General features: G+C 72.2%; 14 protein-coding genes. 10 read left to right on the plus strand and 4 right to left on the minus strand.

Annotated features, from left to right (window positions below; genetic code table 11):
• Window positions 1-17: 17 nt before the first annotated feature.
• The 3 genes from mutY to NAEX_RS12875 form a co-directional block, all read right to left on the minus strand.
• Window positions 18-1,097, minus strand: a complete 1,080-nt coding sequence (gene mutY / locus NAEX_RS12865; RefSeq protein WP_170135679.1) for an A/G-specific adenine glycosylase — start codon at window positions 1,095-1,097, stop codon at window positions 18-20.
• Window positions 1,098-1,553: 456 nt separating this feature from the next.
• The gene (locus tag NAEX_RS12870; RefSeq protein WP_096327803.1) at window positions 1,554-1,856 is read right to left on the minus strand and encodes a class II aldolase/adducin head domain-containing protein; all 303 of its coding nucleotides are present in this window, start codon (window positions 1,854-1,856) and stop codon (window positions 1,554-1,556) included.
• Window positions 1,857-2,282: 426 nt separating this feature from the next.
• Complete coding sequence (locus NAEX_RS12875) at window positions 2,283-4,787, minus strand: hypothetical protein (protein ID WP_143825571.1); 2,505 nt, start codon at window positions 4,785-4,787, stop codon at window positions 2,283-2,285.
• 1,114 nt (window positions 4,788-5,901) lie between these two features.
• Here NAEX_RS12875 and murC point away from each other — a divergent pair.
• From murC to NAEX_RS12925, 9 genes are all read left to right on the plus strand, one after another.
• Window positions 5,902-7,326 (plus strand): UDP-N-acetylmuramate--L-alanine ligase, encoded by a 1,425-nt coding sequence (murC, locus tag NAEX_RS12885; RefSeq protein ID WP_096327806.1) that lies wholly within the window; start codon window positions 5,902-5,904, stop codon window positions 7,324-7,326.
• A gap of 5 nt (window positions 7,327-7,331) precedes the next feature.
• Window positions 7,332-8,291 (plus strand): UDP-N-acetylmuramate dehydrogenase, encoded by a 960-nt coding sequence (murB, locus tag NAEX_RS12890; protein ID WP_096333593.1) that lies wholly within the window; start codon window positions 7,332-7,334, stop codon window positions 8,289-8,291.
• A 9-nt stretch (window positions 8,292-8,300) separates the two neighbouring features.
• On the plus strand, window positions 8,301-8,558 hold the full coding sequence (locus NAEX_RS12895) for a BolA/IbaG family iron-sulfur metabolism protein (protein ID WP_096327807.1): 258 nt from the start codon (window positions 8,301-8,303) through the stop codon (window positions 8,556-8,558).
• 264 nt (window positions 8,559-8,822) lie between these two features.
• A complete protein-coding gene (locus NAEX_RS12900) occupies window positions 8,823-9,320 on the plus strand; it encodes a hypothetical protein (RefSeq protein ID WP_096327808.1) in 498 nt (165 codons plus the stop codon).
• Window positions 9,321-9,692: 372 nt separating this feature from the next.
• Complete coding sequence (locus NAEX_RS12905) at window positions 9,693-10,205, plus strand: redoxin domain-containing protein (protein WP_211302403.1); 513 nt, start codon at window positions 9,693-9,695, stop codon at window positions 10,203-10,205.
• Window positions 10,202-10,741, plus strand: a complete 540-nt coding sequence (locus tag NAEX_RS12910) for a DsbA family protein (RefSeq protein ID WP_096327809.1) — start codon at window positions 10,202-10,204, stop codon at window positions 10,739-10,741. The genes NAEX_RS12905 and NAEX_RS12910 overlap by 4 nt, the downstream gene beginning before the upstream one ends.
• Window positions 10,742-10,744: 3 nt before the next feature.
• Entirely contained in the window at window positions 10,745-11,203 is a 459-nt protein-coding gene (locus NAEX_RS12915) for a (2Fe-2S)-binding protein (RefSeq protein WP_096327810.1), read from the plus strand.
• Complete coding sequence (locus NAEX_RS12920) at window positions 11,200-12,189, plus strand: FAD binding domain-containing protein (protein ID WP_096327811.1); 990 nt, start codon at window positions 11,200-11,202, stop codon at window positions 12,187-12,189. Before NAEX_RS12915 ends, NAEX_RS12920 begins: the two co-directional genes overlap by 4 nt.
• A 24-nt stretch (window positions 12,190-12,213) precedes the next feature.
• Window positions 12,214-14,400: a xanthine dehydrogenase family protein molybdopterin-binding subunit gene (locus NAEX_RS12925; RefSeq protein ID WP_096327812.1), complete on the plus strand. Its 2,187-nt coding sequence runs from the start codon at window positions 12,214-12,216 to the stop codon at window positions 14,398-14,400.
• 129 nt (window positions 14,401-14,529) lie between these two features.
• Here the strand turns inward: NAEX_RS12925 and NAEX_RS12930 are convergent, their stop codons facing one another.
• Window positions 14,530-15,351: an STAS domain-containing protein gene (locus tag NAEX_RS12930; RefSeq protein WP_170135680.1), complete on the minus strand. Its 822-nt coding sequence runs from the start codon at window positions 15,349-15,351 to the stop codon at window positions 14,530-14,532.
• Between the two features lie 252 nt (window positions 15,352-15,603).
• On the opposite strand from NAEX_RS12930, the gene NAEX_RS12935 reads away from it, so the two are divergent.
• Window positions 15,604-16,902 (plus strand): site-specific DNA-methyltransferase, encoded by a 1,299-nt coding sequence (locus tag NAEX_RS12935; RefSeq protein ID WP_096327814.1) that lies wholly within the window; start codon window positions 15,604-15,606, stop codon window positions 16,900-16,902.
• Window positions 16,903-16,926 lie beyond the last annotated feature (24 nt).

Raw genomic sequence — 16,926 nt, forward strand, 5'->3', positions numbered from 1 at the left:
CCCGCGACGGCGCTATATCAATACCCGAGCCGCTCGAGCACCTTCTCGGTCACCTTCGGAATCCCCCCGCGCGGTCGCTCGCCCGGCGCGATCCACATCCGGCCCGGGCCGTCTTCATAGCCTGCCATGTGGGACACGTCGACGACCGCCGCCTCGCCGCGGCACGGCCACAGCATCCACACGCGGTGGGTGAACACGTGCTTGACCGGTTCGGCGAGCGCCTCGACCGACTTCACCTTCACCCCGGTGACCTCCGCGATCGCCCGCGGCGGCGCCCCGGCGCGGTCGGTGATCTTGCGTTCGATGAGCGGCAGGCACCACATCCCGGCCAGCAGGCCCTCGTGCGCGCGCTGCTCGAGCAGCACGCGGCCGTTGCGGCGGACCGCCACCGCCCACAGGTCGTCGCGGGGGGACGGCGCGCGCTGCTTGGGCGCCGGGATCGTCGTCTGCAGCCCCTTCGCCAGCGCCTGGCACTCGCTGCGGGCCGGACAACCTTCGCAGCGGGGAGCGACCGGCGTGCACACCGTCGCGCCGAGCTCCATCAACGCCTGGGCCAGCACCCGCGGCTGCCCGGCTTGCACGATCTGCTGCGCCATCGTCCAGTGCCCCGGCGCGCCCGCGTCCTGCAGCTTCGGGTCCTCGATCGCCTGCAGCCGCGACAGCACGCGGGCCACGTTGCCGTCGACCAGCGCCGTCGGCCGGTCGAACGCGATCGAGGCGATGGCGCCGGCGGTGTAGCGCCCGATCCCGGGGATCTTGCGCAACACATCAGGATCATCGGGCACCTTGCCGCCGTGCAACTCGGCGACGTGGCGCGCCCCCGCGTGCAGCAGGCGCGCGCGGCGGTAATAGCCGAGCCCGCTCCACGCCGCGAGCACCTCCGACTCGTCCGCCGCCGCGAGCGTGCCGACGTCCGGGAAGCGCTCGAGGAATTTCCCGTAGTACGTCTCCACGGTCTCGACCCGCGTCTGTTGCAGCATGATCTCGCTGACCCAGATCGCGTACGGGTCGCGGGTGCGCCGCCACGAAAGGTCGCGCTGGTGCTGGAGAAACCAGGGTTCGAGGAGCGTGGCGAGGCGACGCGCGAGATCGAGCACGGCGCTCCTATAGCATGTCCGCGCCCGAAATAACCCAAGCCCCCTCGCAGAACGCCCCCGCGTTTCCTGGCCCGGAATCGGCGCTCCGCGAGGGTTCGCGCGGGCCGCGATTCCCCGCCAGACACGGACAAATAGGGCGAAACGGGCCGGTCTTGGAGACGCCCGGGAAACGGCCCGCGACTCTTGAGGTGACTCGTGTCTCCGACTACGACCGCGACTCCCCCGGCGCCGCGCTCGCCGACAAGCTCGCCCCGCAGAGCGCGACTGCTTCGTGCTCAAGCCGCGCCACTCCGGCTTCCCTCGGCACCTCGCTCGCCGACGAGACCGACAACCACCGCGCGCTCGACCTGCTGCGCGAGTCGCTGCGCGCCGACACCTCGCCCTCGCGGGGGATCGAGCTCACTCGCCGCGCATGCCGTGTAGTCCAGCAGTTCGCCGCTGGGCCGCGCGGCGAGCTCAGGGCTCCCCTGTCACGCGGAGTAGTTTCAACAGCACGAAGCTCTTGACCAGCAGGAGAAATTCTTGCGGGCTACAGGCGTAAGCGAGGGTGGCCGCCCGGAACGGTGCCTGCTGCGAGAGCAGCACGTGGGCCTCGTCGACGAGCCAGGGGGGCAGCGGTCGCGTCTCGCCCCGCACTCGGACCTCGATCGATCCGTCGGCGGCGCGCTCGATGGTCGGCGAGAGTGACGTCCGCTCGCACCAGCGTTCGAGGTCGAGCTCGTTGAGCGCCCCCAGATCGACCAGGCTGGGACGTGACACGCGGAGCCTTCCCAGAACAGGGCGAACAGGAGGAAGACGACGATCAGCGCGACCGGGGCGGGACCGACCGTCGCGGCCTGCTCGCTCACGATCGAGGTGGTCGGCGACAGGAACACCAGCCAACAGGCGATCATGATCGGCCCGAACATTTGAATGGACAGCGACCAGCCGAGCGGGACGTGGAAGGCGACGCCGAGCGCGACCGCGATGAGCCGGGTCTCGGAGAACCAGGCGGCGATCGGCAGCAGCGCCTCGATGAGCACGAGCGCGGGCGTGGCGAGGCGAGAGAAGGTCGGCGTGCGCACGTGCCATTCACGCTCCCCTCCAACAACCACGCATGAATTTGTACCGACTTCGCCGGGGAAGGGCGTGCGCTCGCCTATGGATGAGCAGGCGAGCGCCTTTGTCACACACCGAGCTGAGCTGTCAAGTCCGTTCTTCTGTTTTCCTCGATCTGCGACGCCAGGATAATAGGCCGACTCCGCAGGCGAGCAGCGCGAGCCATTCCGTAAGGGGCCACCCGAGCGGCTTCGCGGCCCGCACGGCCGGCCAATCATCGGAGGCGAGCTTGGGGAGCGGCTTCAGCGGAGTGTCGAGCGCGGGCAACCCGTGCCTGGCGCGGACCTGATCCGGGAGTTGACCGTGCGGCTCGTCGTGGCAGTGGACCATGGCCACGAGCTCGGGGGGGCGCGCGTTGGCCCAAAAGCGAGCGCTCGGGCCTCCCGCGACCACCTCGGCCTCGATGGGCTCGATCGGGGCGATCTGGCGGCTCAGGCGGACCTCCAGGGGGGTGACCCCGTCGTGCTCGCGGGCGAATCGGCGGCACCACGCACGCGCCTGCCACACGGCCAGCTCGGAGCGGCTACCGAGCATCACGACCTCGATCTTGCGCTCGCGATCGGGCCAGACCTCGAATGGTCGCAGGTGCTCCGGGAGGTAAAGCGCCGTGCGCATGTCGTACTCGCGACCCTCGGCGTCGATCACGTGGGTATGGATGGCGCCGACCGACCGAGGCGGGGTCGGCGTGAACATGACCCACGCCTGCGATGTCCCCGTAAACGCGAGCCACCACGCGACGCGCGCCCGCGCCTCGGCGCGGAAGGCCGCCAAGCTGGGGCGCGACGGCAATGCGGTGACGAGGATCGCCACCAGATGCAATCCACACAGGCCGCCGACCAGCACGCGTCCGACGGGGCCGTACGCCCAGAGCGGCTCGGTCGGCTCCGAGTTCGCGGCGGACCGGCGCATCGCCGCGAACAGCGACAGCCCGGCGGCGCCCACCAGGCACGCGTACCAGACCTCCAGGGGGCCGCCCGACGCGAGCACGACCGCGCCGCCGACGACGAGCGCGACCACGCTCCCCAGCACTCGACCCGAAAGCACCCCTCCCGGCCGGCGAAGGTGCCGCAGGGACGGGTCTTCGGTCGGAATGACGGGCCCACGCGACAGACGGAGCCGGCTCGCCGCCGCGGCGACGGTCCGACCGTCGAAACAGGCGATGTAGAGCGCCAGGGTGGCGAGCGGGAACCCCCCGAGGTTCATCAGGGCCACCAGGCTGGCGTGGAACCCCAGGCCCACCCCCAACCATAACCAGCGGCCGAAGAGGGTCCGACTCAGGAACGCGCGGTCGACGACGATGGCGCGCCCGCGCCAGCGCAACGCGAATTCGCCATTTCGCAGTCGGGGGTATGTGAACCATAGCGAAACGAGGCTCAGCGAGCCGACGATCAGCAGCCAGGAGCGAGCGCCGGCGATCGCCTCCGCGGTCGCCTCTTTCCCGAGCTCGAACGGCACGGCGCTCCACAAGAAAGCAAGCACGGCCAGACCGAGCGCCAGCCACAGGAAGCGGCCCGCCCGGGGCGGAGGCAGCTGCGCTCGCGCCGCGAACCCGAGGACCAGCCCGAGCGCCATCAGCGGAAACAGCTTCTCCCAGAGGTGCACGACCTGCGTCATCACCCAGAGGGTCGGGGAGCCGAGCGCGACCAGCAGCGGCCGCGAATCGAAGCGAGCGAACGGGTGGTGCTGCATCGCGTAGAACACCGCGGTGCCGTCCCACCAGCCGGACCCGGACTTGTTCAGCCCGTTGATGCCGTAGATCACCGCCAGTTGGGCGACGATCAGCAGCCGCGGCCAGGCGGGGATCCTGCGGTAGATCGCCGCGAGGCCGCGCGGGTGCGACGGCGACGGGTCGGCGCCGGCGCCGCCCCCGGGGCCACCCGGCTCGCTGAGCTCCCCGCGACGCCGCAACCGGCGGCACCGCAGCCAATTGTCGAGGCTGTAGGCGTGCCCGCAGCGGCTGACGCACAGCAAGAAGATCACCGAGCCGTACACCTGATCGCCAGCCGCGAATGTGTTGTTGCGGGCGAGCAGCATCTGGAACAGCACGAGGCCGAGCCACCCGCACAGCCGGGTACGCAGCCCCACGGTGAATCCGACGATCGCAGCCAGCAGCGCCGTCACGTGCGCCCAGACCACGAACGGCGAGTCCCAGAAGTGCAGCGGCGAGACGCGCCCGCTGGTCAAGTAGAGCCACACCGCCGCCGCGTCGGCGAACCCTTCCCCCTGCCGATGACCCGCCAGCGCCGCGCCGGCGAAGCGTTCGCGCGCGCCCTCGCGGAGGAACATCCCCTCGTCGCTGAAGAACCACGTGGCGTCCGCGGCGATCTCGAGGACACCGAGGAGGAAGCAGAGGCCGAAGGCCACCCGCAGCGCGCCGAGAGCCCGCGGATCTTCGGTCGTCAGCCAGGCGCGGCGCACGAGGTCCCGATACACGACGACGAGCGCCAATACGAGGCCGGCGATCATCAGTAGGCACCATCCCGGCAGGACATTCTCGAAGCCCGGAGATGGCGCATTCATGGGGGTATCCAGTATCGGCGAGCGCTCGTACGAGCGCAACGAGCGCAGTCTACGCAGACCGATGGGCCCCACCCGTATCCCGCACCGTGGTCCTGCCCATCATTCATCGTAACGACCCGCTGAAGAGGCGTTCAGACCCGAGAGCCGACCCTCGCGGAATTCGGCCGCGGATTCCACCGATGCCAACGCCGTGCGTGCCCCCATCCCCTGCCCGAGCGCGTGCGGAATCACGGGCTCGGGGGCCCACGGTTCGAGGACAGCGACGGCCTACGGCCGTGAAGAGACACGCCCTGCCCGGCAAAATCCTGTGAGCCACGGCCCCGCGAAATTGAGAGAGCAGGGCGAGATCGTGAATCAAGCGCATGAGCGACCAAACCGTCGAGAAGAGCGACAACGAGGCGCGAATCCCTACCTGTCGCTGTCCTGTGAGACATGACCCCGCGAAATTTTGCGAGCAGGGCGAGATCGTGAATCAAGAGCATGAGCGCGCCGAGCCGGCGATCCACCGCGGCTTCATCAAACCACCGCGCCGCCTCGAGCGCGGCCTTCGCGAATGCGACATCTGTGTCCTTTCGGACAGGTGCAGCACGACCGATCCTCCACCGGACCGCGGCTCCGGCGCAGTCTCGCATTCACGGAACGTGACCGCCGCCCCAGGGCGAAGACGGAGAAGTGCCTCTCACGCCGCGGTTCGCAGCAGCCTTCAAGAACTGCGAGCGCTGAAGCTGCGCGCCACCCGGGTCGTGCCGCCCCGGGCGAAGGTTCGGACGCTGGTCTCCGTTCCAGCGGGCTGCATCGCGTGCGGCACTCCCGCCTCGCCCACCTGACCGAGAGGGGTCTTCCTCTTCGAGCCTTGCAGCACCTCGCGCGGCATGCGCTCGAGAGAACGACCGGGGCCTACGACCTCCACGTCCACGCGCTGAAGATGGCCGAGCTGGCCGTCGAGGCGCTGGCGAGCGGCTCCACCGCTCCCGCCGCCACCTGGAACGACGCGGACCCCCCTGGAAGAGTGCTTCGGATCGCCTCGTGGCGTAGATGCCCGTCTGCTGCCGTCCGCGCCGGAAATAACCCACCTCCGTCGACACGTTGAAGCTCTGGCGGCCCCGCGCGCCTCCCGCCGCCAGCGGGGTCTTTTCGTGTCCTTTTACCGGCGAACCAGTACACTCGCCGGCCAGCGTTCCCCCGCATGTTCCGCAAGAGCGACACCCACATCCACTTCGTCGGCATCGGCGGGATCGGGATGAGCGGGATCGCCGAGATCCTGCTGGACCTCGGCTACCGCGTCACCGGCACCGATCTGGCCGAGAGCGAGACCACCCGGCGGCTGAGCGAGCGCGGCGCGGTGGTCCACCGCGGGCACGACGAGGCGCACCTCGGGGACGCCGACGTCGTCGTCATCTCGTCCGCGGTGCGGCCTGACAACCCCGAGGTCGTCGCCGCCCGGTCGCGCAAGATTCCAGTGATTCCGCGGGCCGAGATGCTGGCCGAGCTGATGCGGCTCAAGCAGGGCGTCGTCATCGCCGGCTCGCACGGCAAGACCACCACCACCAGCCTCGTCGCCACCGCCCTGCACGCGGCCGGCCTCGACCCGACCGTCGTGATCGGCGGCAAGCTCAACGCGCTCGGCAGCAACGCCAAGAACGGGCGCGGCAACCTATTGGTCGCCGAGGCCGACGAGAGCGACGGCAGCTTCCTTTTGCTCACGCCGACGGTCGCCGTCGTCACCAACATCGACGACGAGCACATGGACCACTACGGCAGCATGGAGCGGCTGCAGGACGCCTTCGTCGGGTTCGCCAACCGGGTCCCGTTCTACGGCCTGTGCGTGGTCTGCCTCGACGACCCCAACGCCGCGGCGATCTTGCCGCGGCTGTCGAAGCGCTACGTCACCTACGGCTTCTCGCCGGCGGCCGACTACCGCGCGGTCGACGTCGTGCACGACGGCCCGACCGCCCACTTCCGCGTGGTCGGCCAGGGCCGCGACCTCGGCCCGTTCACGCTGCACATGCCGGGCGTGCACAACGTGCTCAACGCGCTCGCCACCATCGCCGTGTGCGAGTTCCACGAGCTGCAGCTCGCGGCCGTCGCCAACGCGCTGGCCGGCTTCGACGGCGTGCAGCGGCGCTTCACCGTGCGCGGCACCGCGGGCGGCGTCATGGTCGTCGACGACTACGGCCACCACCCGACCGAGGTGCGGGCCACCCTCGCCGGCGCGCGCACCAGCTACCCCGACCGGCGCCTCGTCGCCGTGTTCCAGGCCCACCGCTACACCCGCGTGCGCGCCCACCTCGACGGCTTCGCCGCCAGCCTCGACGCCGCCGACCTCGTCGTCCTCACCGACATCTACCCCGCCGGCGAGCCGCCGATCGCCGGCGCCACCGTCGAGGCGCTCGAGGCCGCCGTGCGCGCGCGCCGGCCCGACCGCCCGGTCGTCCTCCACAAGCCGGTCGCCGGCCTCTCCGAGTACCTGGCCCGAGAGTCATGTCCCGGAGACCTGATCATCACCCTCGGCGCCGGCAGCGTCACCCACGTCAGCCGCGAGCTGGCGGCCCACCTCGACGGCCCGCGCACCCTCGCCGCCGGCGAGCCCGGCGGCGCCACGCGGGCGTGACCGCCATGAGCCTCACCCGCGGGCAGCGGCTCCTCGCCGAGCTCGGCGACCTCGACCTCCCGCCGGGCGCGCTCGAGCTGCGCCCCGACGAGCCGATGGCCCGCCACACCACCCTGCGGCTCGGCGGCCCGGCTGACCTCTGGGCCAGGCCGGCCGACGCCCGCGCCCTGCAGGCGCTGCTCGCCGCCTGTCACGCGCGGTCGATCGGCGTCAGCTTCGTCGGCGGCGGCTCCAACCTGCTCGTCCGCGACGCCGGCATCCGCGGCGTCGTCATCAACCTCGCGCGCATGAACCGGGTCGAGCGGCCCGACCCCGCCGACCTCACCCGCGTCGACGTCGAGGCCGGCGCGACCACCGGGCGCCTGCTGCAGCACGTCACCGCCTGGGAGCTCGGGGGCCTCGAGTTCCTCGGCGGCGTGCCCGGCAGCGTCGGCGGCGGTCTCATCATGAACGCCGGCACCTACCTCGGCGAGTTCACCAGGGTCGTCACTCGCGTCCACAGCCTGCACCGCGACGGCCGCGCGCGGACCCGCGAGCACGCCGAGTGCGGCTTCCGCTACCGCGGCTCCGAGCTGCCGCCGGACGAGATCGTCGTCGGCGCCGAGCTGCGCTGCTGGCCGCGCCCGCGCGCCGAGATCGAGGCCGACGTCGCCGGCCTGCGCGAGCGTCGGCGCCAGCGCGAGCCGACCGGCGTGGCCAACAACGGCAGCACCTTCAAGAACCCGCCGGGCGACTTCGCCGGGCGGATCATCGAGTCGGTCGGCCTCAAGGGCACGCGGGTCGGCGCCGCCGTCGTCAGCCCGGTGCACGCCAACTGGCTGGTCGTCGAGCGCCCCGGGCCCGGCGTGCCCGAGGCGCGCGCCGCCGACCTCCTGGCGCTGATCGAGCTCGTGCGCGAGCGCGTGCGGGCCGAGACCGGCGTCCAGCTCGAGCTCGAGGTCAAGATCGCCGGCGAGGCGGTATAACACCGGCCCATGAGTCATCACCCGACCAACTTCCAGGGCTCCGTCATCGACGCGATCCGCGAGGCCATCCTCGCCAAGATCTCCGCCGACGACGTCCAGGTCTCGGGCGGCGGCGGCCACTACACCATCGTCGTCGTCTCCTCCGAGTTCGCCGGCAAGTCCATGGTCGCCCAGCAGCGCCTCGTCTACGGCGCCATCGCCCACCTCATGGCCGGCGACATGGCCCCGGTCCACGCCGTCGACAGCCTGCGCACCATCGTCCCCTGAGCCCGCTCAAGCCCGCTCAGGAGAGGCGCCCGAAATCGCTCGTGGCGTTCGCCCCGCACTGGCCGCCTGCGTCGGTGCCGGCTATGTTCCGCTCAGTGGCGACGAAGCAGGTCCCCTCGTCCCGGCTCATCGGCGGTCGCGTCGCCGATTCGGGCGCGTTTCCCGACACGCACGACGCTTACCGAGACATGACGCCCACCCAGCGGATCGCTCTCATGCGCGAGCTGAGCCGCCGGGTCTATGCGATCTCCCAGCGAGGCAGCGATGGCGGAGAGCGACGTTCGGGACTTTCTGACCGCCTTATCGGCGGCCGGCGTTAGGCACGTCGTCGTTGGGGCCCACGCCCTCGCGGCGCATGGGCTCGTGCGCGCGACCGGCGACATCGATGTCTTGATCGAACCCGAGCTGTCGAACGCTCGCCGGCTGGCGTCGGCGATCCGCGAGTTCGCGGACGTATCGCTGGAGTACTTCGGCGTGACTCCGGAGGAGCTGTCCAAGCCCGGGACTGGTTTTTTCATGGGAGTCGAGCCGGACCGGATCGACGTGCACACCCAGATCGTCGGCGTCGACTTCGATCGCGCCTGGGCCGAGAGCATCCTGGCGAGGATCGCCGACGTCGAGGTACCGGTGCTCGGGCTTTCCACCCTCATCGCCGCGAAGCAGGAGTCGGTACGTCACCGTGAGCCAGGCTCGGCCAAAGAGCTGCAAGACCGCGCCGATCTGGCCTGGCTGCTCGTCGAGAAGCGACGCCGACAAGCATAGCGGTGAAGCCACGGGTGACGCCCGCCCGGCGTGGAAGCTCTCCTCGTAGGAGATTGGAGTCGGAGTAGCCGATCCACGCGTAGCGACACTGGCGGACCGCGTCCTCCCAACATTGTCCCTTGCGGCTCAAGGTGCAGGTCATGCCTGCCCGCGACAAGCCGAGCCTCGCTCTCGAAGAGGTCGTCGAACGTCAGGGTCCGTCGCTCGTGGCCCTCTGCTCGTTCGGTCATGCTCGGCGGACCCGGGCGCCGGCCTCGCGCCTGCGGCGAGCGGCCCCAGGCGATCGATCGGCGATGGATGGAATGCGGGCGGCGGGGCGAGGAGCCTCGCTCGAGTGATTGACAGCCAGGACCCTCGGGCCAGCCTTGGCGCGTGGGACCGTCGTCCATTCTTCAGCCCGGCGCCACGGCCCCGGAGTTCGCCCTCAAGGCCACGCCCGACCAGCGGCTCGCGCTGTCGGACTTCCGCGGCAAGCCGGTGGTGCTCGCCTTCTACCCGGCCGACTGGAGCCCCGTGTGCAGCGACCAGATGGCCGTCTACAGCGAGATCATCGACGAGTTCCGGGCCCACGGGGCCCAGCTGCTCGGCATCTCGTGCGACGGCGTGTGGTGTCACCTCGCCTTCGCGCGCGACCGCAAGCTGAGCTTCCCGCTGCTGTCCGACTTCGAGCCGAAGGGCGACGTGGCGCGCAAGTACGGCTGCTACGACGACGCCGAGGGCGTCAGCGGCCGGGCGCTGTTCGTCGTCGACGGCGAGGGCCGGATCGCGTGGAGCGACCTCGCCCCGATGGGCGTCAACCCGGGCGCCGACGGCATCCTCGCCGCGCTCGGCGACCTGGGCAGATCTTCGTCGCGGCCGCGGCCGCAGCAAGGAGACCGGTCATGAGCACCCTCAAACCGCCGCTCGGCCCGCGCGACCACCTGCGCGGCGAGCTCGCGCGTCCGATCCACCTCGTCGAGTTCGGCGACTTCGAGTGCCCCTTCTGCGGCCAGGCGCAGATCGTCATCCGCGCGCTCGAGCGGGCCCTCGGCGACCAGCTCTGCTTCGGCTTCCGCAACTTCCCGCTCGTCGGCGCTCACCCGAACGCCCAGATCGCCGCCGAGGCCGCCGAGGCCGCCGGCGCCCAGGGCAAGTACTGGGAGATGCACGACCTCCTGTACGAGAACCAGCACGCGCTCGAGGTCCCGCACCTCGGGCGTTACGCCGAGCAGCTCGGCCTCGACATGCAGCGCTTCGTCGCCGACCTGCAGGCTCACCGCCACCTCGAGAAGATCCGCAGCGACCGGCACAGCGGCGCCATCAGCGGCGTCGCCGGCACCCCGACCTTCTTCATCAACGGCATCCGCCACGAGGGCCCGTTCGACTTCGACTCCTTGCTCGCGGCCATGACCCTCGCCGCGCGCTTCCCCCGGGCGGGCTGAGGCATGGTCCGGCTGACCGTCAACGGCGAGCGCCACGAGCTCGACCTCGACCCGCGCACCACCTTGCTCGACGCTCTGCGCGACCACCTCGGCCTCACCGGCGCCAAGAAAGGCTGCGACCACGGCCAGTGCGGCGCCTGCACCGTCCACGTCGACGGCCGGCGCGTGCTGTCGTGCCTCGCGCTGGCGGTGGCCCAGCAGGGCCGCGAGGTCATGACGATCGAGGGCCTCGCGCTCGGCGTCCACCTCCACCCGCTGCAGCTCGCCTTCATCGAGTGCGACGCGCTGCAGTGCGGCTTTTGCACCGCGGGACAGATCATGTCGGCGGCGGCGCTGCTCGGCGAGGTCGAGCACCGGCGCGAGCTCAGCGACGCGAGCATCCGCGAGCGCATGAGCGGCAACCTGTGCCGCTGCGGCGCCTACCCCAACATCCTCGCCGCGATCCGTCGGGTGCGCACATGAGGCCGTTCACCTACGTCGAGGGCGTCAGCGTCGCCGACGCGGCGGCCGCCGTCCACGCCACCCCGGCGGCGATGTTCCTCGCCGGCGGCACCACCGTCGTCGACCTGATGAAGCTCGGCGTGCTCGCGCCCGACACCCTCGTCGACGTCCACCGCCTGCCGCTCGGCGACATCGAGCTCGACGACCGCCGGGCCCGGATCGGCGCCTGCGTGCGCAACGCCCAGCTGGCCGAGCACCCGGAGATCCGCGCCCGCTGGCCGGTCGTCGGCGAGGCGCTGCAGTCCGGCATGTCGCCGCAATTGCGCAACATGTCGACCGTCGCCGGCAACGTCCTCCAGCGCACGCGCTGCCCCTATTATCGCGACCCGCACAGCGCCTGCAACAAGCGCGTCCCCGGCAGCGGCTGCGCGGCCAGGACCGGCTGGGACCGCGACGCCGCGGTCCTCGGCACCAGCCCGCGTTGCATCGCCGTGTTCCCCTCCGACCTCGCCACCGCCCTGGCGATCCTCGATGCCATTATTTACACCCGCCGCGGCGACGGCGGCGCGCGTCGCCTGCCGTTCGACGGGTTTCACCGCCTGCCCGGCGACACCCCGGAGCGCGAGACGATCCTCGACCACGGCGAGCTCGTCACTCACTTCGAACTGCCCGACCTGGCGCTCGCGCGCCGCTCGCATTACTTCAAGGTGCGCGACCGGGCCAGCTATGATTTTGCCCTCGCCGCCGCCGCGGTCGCCCTCGACGTCGAGCGCGGCCTCGTCCGCGACGCCCGGATCGCCCTCGGCGGCGTCGCCACCCGGCCGTGGCGCTGCAGCGCCGCCGAGCAGTCCTTGCGCGGCAAGCGAGCCGAGCCGGCGGCCTTCCGCGCGGCCGCCGACCTCGCGCTCGCCGACGCCGTCGCCGGCGCCCACAACGGCTTCAAGATCGAGCTCGCCCGCCACGTCATCACCCGCGCCCTGACCGAGCTGGCGATCCGCCCCGGGTGACGCCATTCGCAGGAGTCCGCGCCTTTGTCGACCACGAGCCCACGGATCGGCGGTTTCGCCGATCGCATCGACGCCCGCAGCAAGGTCACCGGCCAGGCCCGCTACGCCGCCGACGTCGTGCTCCCGGGCCTCGCCCACGCCGCCCTCGTCGGCAGCACGATCGCCAGCGGCCGCGTCCTCGGCGTCGACACCGCCCGCGCCGAGCAGGCCGGCGGCGTCCTCCTCGTCCTCACCCACCTCAATCGCGGCCCGCTCGGCGACCTCCCCAACGGCGACGGCGACGGCCTCACCGCCGACCCCCGCCCCCCGCTCGCCGACGATCGCGTCCACTACCGCGGGCAGATCGTCGCCATGGTCGTCGCCGAATCGCCGGAGGAGGCCGCCCACGCCGCCTCGCTGGTCGACGTCCGCTACGAGCCGGCCCCGTTCGTGGTCGACATCGACGACGCCGACGCCACCCGCCTCGCCGACGCGCCGCGCCGGGGCGACTGCGCCGCCGCCCTGCGCGCCGCCCCGGTCACGCTCGACGTCGTCTACTCGACGCCGATCCAGCACCCCTGCCCGCTCGAGCCGCACGCCGCGGTCGCGCACTGGGTCGACCACGACCTCGTCGTCCACGACACGACGCAATGGGTCCGCGGCGATCAGGCGGTGCTCGCCCGCGCCTTCGGCCTGCCGCGCGAGCGCGTCCGCGTCCACGCGCCGTTCGTCGGCGGCAGCTTCGGCGCCAAGGTCTTCACCGCCGCCCACGTCCTGCTGGCCGCCGTCGCCGCGCGCCGCCTCCAGCGCCCGGTCAAGGCCGTGCTGCGATCCTCCGAGGTGCTCACCGCCGTGGGCCCGCGGGCCGCCACGCGCCAGCGGATCCAGCTCGCCGCCGAGCGCGACGGCCGGCTGCTCGCGCTGCGCCACCACACCCGCAGCCACTGCGCGACCGACCGCGGCGTCGCCGACCTCGACCCCTTCTACGAGCCGACCAGCGGCGTCACCCGCATGCTCTACGCCTGCCCCCATTACGAGGCCGTCCACGACGTCGTCCCGCTGCACCTGGCCAAGCCCGGCTGGATGCGCGCCCCCGGCGAGGCCACCGGCCTGTGGGCCCTCGAGGGCGCGCTCGACGAACTCGCCTGCGCGCTGCACCTCGACCCGCTGGCCCTGCGCCTGCGCAATCACAGCAGTCGCGACGCCCACACCGGCAAGCCCCACGCCAGCGAGCACCTGCGCGAATGCTATGAGCAGGGCGCCGAGCGATTCGGCTGGGCGCGCCGCGACCTGCGACCTCGCAGCATGCGCGACGGCGACGCCTGGCTCGGCTGGGGCATGGCCACGGCCACCTACCCCGGCAACCGCGACCCCGCCAGCGTGAGCGTGCGCCTCGACCGCGAGCGCGGGCGCATCCACGCCACCGTCTCGACCGCCGGCGCCGACCTCGGCACCGGCATGTACACCATGCTCGCCGTCGTCGTCGCCGACGCCCTCGACCTGCCGCTCGAGTGGATCACCGTCGAGCTCGGCGACACGCGCTTGCCCCCGTGCCCGGTGACCGGCGGCTCGAACCTCACCGCCAGCACCGCCCCCGCCGCCCGCGCCGCGTGCGTCCAGCTGCGCCGGCGACTGCTCGCGTTCCGCCGCGCCCCCGACGAATCGGCCGACTGGCACGAATTGCTGAGCCGCGCGGGCCTCGACCAGGTCGAGGCCGTCGGCACCACCGACGCCGTCCACGACGACGCGCGCGCCCATCACTCGTTCGGCGCCGTCTTCGTCGAGGTCCGCGTCGCCCCCGAGCTCGGCCGGATCCGCGTCACCCGCGTTGTCGGCGTCTACGACGTCGGCCAGGTCGTCGACGCCACCACCACCCGCAGTCAGTTGATCGGCGGGATCGTGTTCGGCATCGGCCAGGCCTTGCTCGAGCAGCTCGTCCACGACCCCATGCACGGCTTGCCCGTCCACGCCGACCTCGCCGGCTATCTGCTGCCCACCCACGCCGACGTCCCCGAGATCGACGTCGACTGGCTCGAAGACGTCCCCGACCTCGCCTTCAACACGATCGGCTGCCGCGGGGTCGGCGAGATCGGCATCACCGGCGTCGCGCCTGCGATCGCCAGCGCCGTCCACCACGCGATCGGCGTCCGCCTGCGCGACCTCCCGCTCACCCCCGACCGCCTGCTCGCCGCGCTCGCCGACGCCTCCGCGCGGCCCGAGCGCGCGAAGTGACATGTCCTCGGGGACAGGTCTTCTCAGCGCGTCTGCTTGAGCTCGACCCCGAGGCCGCGCAGCGCGTGGCGGTGGTCTCAGCGCGTCTGCTTGAGCTCGACCCCGAGGCCGCGCAGCGCGTCGGTGGTCTCAGCGCGTCTGCTTGAGCTCGACCCCGAGGCCGCGCAGCGCGTGGCGCAGCCCGCTCGCCAGGTCGGCCAGCGTCGGCGCGCGGACCGACACCGCGCGGGCGCTCATCGACTGCGCCACGGCCGGCTGGATCCCGACCAGGATCGGCGTCGCGCCGAGCAGCTCGATCGCCTGCGTCGCGCGGGCCAAAAGCTGCACCGCGTCGTCGGTGTCGAGGCTGGGCACGCCCGACAGATCGATCAACGCATAGCTCGCCGAGTGATGGGCCACCGCCGCCAGCAGCGCCTCGGTGATCTGCTGCGCGCGCTCCGCCCCGAGCTCGCCGAGCAGCGGCAGCACCACCACCCCCGGGTACAGCGGCAGCACCCGCAGCGACAGCCGCACCAGCGCCTCCGACTGCGCCCGCACCACCGCCTCGCGGGCCTCGAGGTACGTGTCGGCCAGCATCGCCGCGCCGGCGTAGGCGATCTTCGCCCGCGCTTGCTCCCAGCCGAGGCGGAGCTCGAGGTCGTCGGGGTAGATCGCCGCGAAGTCGTCGGAGACCGCTTGAAACCCGAGGTTGAGGCCCGTGACGACGTCCATCACCGCGACCCCGATCTGCGAGCGGACGATGCCGATCTCTCGCATGCGCTGCAGCAGCGCGTGCGGCTCGCCGCGCGCGACGTCGAGGGCCGCGGCCTCGAACGCGCGGGCCAGCGTGGCCGACAGCTGCGCGTCGGTGAGGCCCTCGTAGAACGGCAGCTTGGCCGCCCGGATCCGGGCCGCGGACGCCGCCACGTTGTCGTTCATCCGGGCCCGAAACGCGTCCACCAGCCGCTGCATCTGTCGCGAAGATGCATCAACCCCGCCCCCGAGTAAACGCATCCGCCCGCCGGCCATGCCGGGCGCGAGCCCGGCCTCCGCCGGCGCACGCCCCGCACGCGCAGACGCGGCGGCTGTGCGCCCCCGCCTCGTGTCCCCACCCGGCTCCATGAGCCTGGCATGGAGCTCCTGTCCGAAGGGTCATGCGCTCCACGACCAACGACGCCCACGGGTGCGCCGCCCCCGACGCACGATGCTACCCTCGCGCGCGCGATGCCTGCACGCGGCCGACCGCAGCTCCTCGAGGCCGACGGCGACGCGGCCACGCCGGTGTTGCTGGAGGACCTCGCGCTGGGCCACCGGGCCGCGCAGGCGGGCCCGGACGACCTGTTCGACAATCGGCTGATCCGCGGCGACAACCTCGCGGTGTTGCGCGCGCTCGAGCCGGAGTTCGCCGGGCGGGTGCAATGCGTGTACATCGACCCGCCGTACAACACCGGCCAGGTGTTCGCGCACTACGATGACGGCCTCGAGCACGGGCGCTGGCTGGCGCTGATGCGCCGGCGCCTGCAGCTCCTCCACCGCCTGCTCACCGACTCGGGCACCCTGTTCGTCCACATCGACGACAACGAGCTCGCCTACCTGATCACCGTCGCCGACGAGGTGTTCGGGCGGGCCAACCGGATCGCCGTCATCACCTTCAAGCAGAGCTCGGTCTCGGGGCCGAAGGCGGTCAACGCCGGGTTCGTCAGCACCGCCAGCTTCATCGTCGTCTACGCCCGCCGGCGCGGCGCCTGGCGGGCCGGCAAGGTCCACGCCGCGACCGGGCGCGACGCTCGCTACACCCGGTGGATCGACAACATCGACGACCCGCCGGAGCGCTGGCGGCTGATCCCGCTGCGCCAGGCGTTCGCGCGGGCGCGCGGCCTCGACCCGGGGCGCGTGCGGGGCGGCGCCCACGAGGCCGAGCTCGAGGCCTTCGTGCTGGAGTCGCCGCACCGGGTCGTCCGCACCGCGCGGATCGCCGCCCGCGACGTCGGCGAGCCGGCGCGGCAGGTGCTGGTCCGCTCGGCCGCCGAGCCCGGGGTGGTCCTGCGCGCCGAGCGACCTGGCCGCGAGGACATGTACTTCCTCGGCGGCGAGCAGCTGATCTTTTATTCCGCCAAGGTGCGCGAGGTCGACGGCCGGCGGGTCACCGCCCAGGCGCTGTCGACGATCTGGGACGACCTCTTGCCCAACAACCTGCACAAGGAGGGCGGGGTCGAGTTCTCGCACGGCAAAAAGCCCGAGCTGCTGCTCAAGCGCTGCCTCGACGTCGCCACCGCCCCCGGCGACCTCGTGCTCGACTGCTTCGCCGGCTCCGGCACCACCGCCGCGGTCGCCCACAAGATGCGGCGCCGCTGGCTGGCCGTCGAGCTCGGCCCGCACGCCGAGACCCACTGCCTGCCGCGCCTGCGCGCCGTCGTCGACGGCGAGGACCGGAGCGGCGCCACCGCGGCCACCGGCTGGCGCGGCGGCGGCGGCTTCCGCTTCTTCCGCCTCGCCGCCCCGCCGGGCCCGAGCGCCGGCTGAGCGCGCGAGCCCGGCCGCGGTCGC

The sequence above is a fragment of the Nannocystis exedens genome, assembly GCF_002343915.1.
Taxonomy (GTDB): domain Bacteria; phylum Myxococcota_A; class Polyangia; order Nannocystales; family Nannocystaceae; genus Nannocystis; species Nannocystis exedens.

What these genes read in the sequence shown, in the direction of transcription:
- NAEX_RS12930 (WP_170135680.1), bottom strand. Translation starts at nt 15,351, where the DNA reads ATGCAGCGGCTGGTGGACGCGTTTCGGGCCCGGATGAACGACAACGTG.
- NAEX_RS12910 (WP_096327809.1), top strand. Translation starts at nt 10,202, where the DNA reads ATGAGCACCCTCAAACCGCCGCTCGGCCCGCGCGACCACCTGCGCGGC.
- murB (WP_096333593.1), top strand. Translation starts at nt 7,332, where the DNA reads ATGAGCCTCACCCGCGGGCAGCGGCTCCTCGCCGAGCTCGGCGACCTC.
- NAEX_RS12920 (WP_096327811.1), top strand. Translation starts at nt 11,200, where the DNA reads ATGAGGCCGTTCACCTACGTCGAGGGCGTCAGCGTCGCCGACGCGGCG.
- NAEX_RS12915 (WP_096327810.1), top strand. Translation starts at nt 10,745, where the DNA reads ATGGTCCGGCTGACCGTCAACGGCGAGCGCCACGAGCTCGACCTCGAC.
- murC (WP_096327806.1), top strand. Translation starts at nt 5,902, where the DNA reads ATGTTCCGCAAGAGCGACACCCACATCCACTTCGTCGGCATCGGCGGG.
- NAEX_RS12895 (WP_096327807.1), top strand. Translation starts at nt 8,301, where the DNA reads ATGAGTCATCACCCGACCAACTTCCAGGGCTCCGTCATCGACGCGATC.
- NAEX_RS12900 (WP_096327808.1), top strand. Translation starts at nt 8,823, where the DNA reads ATGGCGGAGAGCGACGTTCGGGACTTTCTGACCGCCTTATCGGCGGCC.
- NAEX_RS12935 (WP_096327814.1), top strand. Translation starts at nt 15,604, where the DNA reads ATGCCTGCACGCGGCCGACCGCAGCTCCTCGAGGCCGACGGCGACGCG.